At 69.8% G+C, this 1,503-nt stretch carries 2 protein-coding genes; both read right to left on the reverse strand.

Translation table 11 applies throughout. The annotated features are described in order from the left end of the window. The coding region (locus ACWIE7_RS19240; RefSeq protein ID WP_454070342.1) for an AAA family ATPase at positions 1–647 on the reverse strand (647 nt) is incomplete at its 3' end. Next, on the reverse strand, positions 644–1,411 hold the full coding sequence (gene cpaB, locus ACWIE7_RS19245) for a Flp pilus assembly protein CpaB (RefSeq protein ID WP_454070343.1): 768 nt from the start codon (positions 1,409–1,411) through the stop codon (positions 644–646). The genes ACWIE7_RS19240 and cpaB, both read right to left, overlap by 4 nt. Between the last annotated feature and the right edge of the window lie 92 nt (positions 1,412–1,503).

The raw sequence follows: 1,503 nt of genomic DNA on the forward strand, positions 1-1,503 counted from the left end.
GAGTCCCGCGCGGCCGGGCCGCGGGTCACGTCGAGGAGGGTGTGGTCGGGGTGCATGTTGAGGGCGCTGGCCACGTCGCCGAACTGCACGTCCAGATCCACCAGGACCGTCGACAGCGGCGCCGAGCGGGCCAGGCCCACGGCGAGGTTGGTGGCCACGGTCGTCTTGCCCACGCCGCCCTTGGGGGACAGGACGCTGATGACCCGTCCGCGGGCGTCGGCGTTCCCGCTGATCGCGGGGTCGCGGGGGGCCGGCTGAGCAGAAGCGGAGGCCTGGGCAACCTGCGCGGCGCGGTGGAGCACCCGGCCGAGCTCCTCGAGAGGGGTCGCCGGGTGCACCACGTCGCAGGCGCCGGCCCGAAGCGCGGACAGGGCAAAGGCGTCGGGCTGCTCGCTGAGCAGCACCACGGCCATCCCGGGGCACTCCGCTGACAGGCGGGCCGAGAGCCCGAGCGCCTCGTCCTCGCGGCTGGCGGTGTCGATCACGACCACCAGGGGGATCGGCGCGCCGGGGCCCAGCTGCTGGAACAGCTGCGAGGGGCCGGTGGGGACCTCGAGGCCGCTGATCAGCGCGATCTGCGACTGGATCGCGTCGGCGACGTGGCCGCCGAGGTCCGGGGAGTCGGAGATGAGGAGGAGGCGGTTCATTCGTACACGTTCCCTGGGTCGACGATGCGGATTCCGTCAGCGGGCGCTTCAGGATCGACGATGGAGAGCCAGATAGTTCCGTGCTCAGCCCCGAACACGATGGTCTCGGCAGCGCGGGCAGGGACTGCGAGGGTCACCATGGCACCGCCATCATGGACGGGGGCGGCGGAGGGATCGTCGCTTGCGGAGGTGCTGGCCTCGTCGTCAGTTCCGTTTGAACTCGAGGAGCTGTTGGTCGATGGGTTCAGGCCGCCCTGAACGCGGGTGACCAGGATCTTGTCCAGCACGAGGTGAGTCACAGGGGGCTCAAAATCAAACGAGGCGAAAACGCCGACGAGGTCTCCGGGGGTGATAGTTCCTCCGACTACCCGTGCAGAATCCAGAGGAACGGTGACCTGGTGCAGGCCCTCGGGGACGGGGATGCCTCCGAATTTCTGCATGTCGAGGGGGCTGGCGAAGCGCCCGGCGAGGAGCTGCTCGCCGACCTGGATGTTGGTGGCCGCGACCATTCCTTCCAGCTCGGCCAGCGACCGCACCGGGGCCGGGCCGACCGCGGCGGACGGGATCTCCTCGACCGCGACCAGCGTGGCCAGATCCTCGGCAGGGGTGCCCTGAACGATGGGCGCCGAAGCGACCAGGACCTCGACCGGATCCAGATTGGCCATCGCCCGCTCATCCGCCGCATTGACGTAGGTAATGAGAAGGACGGCGCCGAGGAGGGCCACCAGCCCGGCGGCCAGGCCTGCGATGAGGCGACGACTCATGGGGAACTCGCTAATCGGGTAGTAGGAACACGGCAGCCGCGCCCAGGTTGGGAGCGCCGGGGCCATAGTCGAAGTTGGGGTCGGTGTGGACC

The sequence above is a fragment of the Dietzia sp. NPDC055343 genome (assembly GCF_053645265.1).

Coding starts and splice junctions, on each gene's coding strand:
- cpaB (WP_454070343.1), bottom strand. CDS start 1,411: ATGAGTCGTCGCCTCATCGCAGGCCTGGCCGCCGGGCTGGTGGCCCTC.